This window comes from Oleiphilus sp. HI0132 (genome assembly GCF_001635845.1).
In genome coordinates this window covers 1-316 of record NZ_LWGJ01001446.1, presented here as the reverse complement: position 1 = coordinate 316, position 316 = coordinate 1, and the positions used below count along the sequence as shown (strand labels likewise).

The following is a 316-nucleotide window of genomic DNA, read 5'->3' as shown; positions in this document are numbered from 1 at the left end:
ATCGATTACGCTTGAAACCCCAAAAGCGGAATATGGTTACCCAGGGAGCTGACGTAAAGGTTTGGTTTGCGGATACTTTACTGTTTGGCCTAAAGGTAAAACAGGTAAGTGTTAATGGTGTAATGTTAAAAAAATATGATTATCAATATGTTAATAGTGTGCACAACAAATTTATTTTCGCAGTATGTATATTGTTGGCTGGCTTCATATTTCTTTATGGTGATCTTTTTAAAAAACTAATATCAAAATTAAGTACATAACAATGCGCTCAAACGGACTCGGCAAACTGACACCTTTTTTGAAAAACACTCAAAAA

The 316-nt window shown here is 33.9% G+C and carries 1 protein-coding gene; it reads left to right on the top strand.

Translation table 11 applies throughout. From position 1 onward, the window contains the following. Positions 1-260 (top strand): hypothetical protein (locus A3766_RS32230; RefSeq protein ID WP_231882963.1); only part of this gene is annotated, 260 nt, incomplete at its 5' end. Between the last annotated feature and the right edge of the window lie 56 nt (positions 261-316).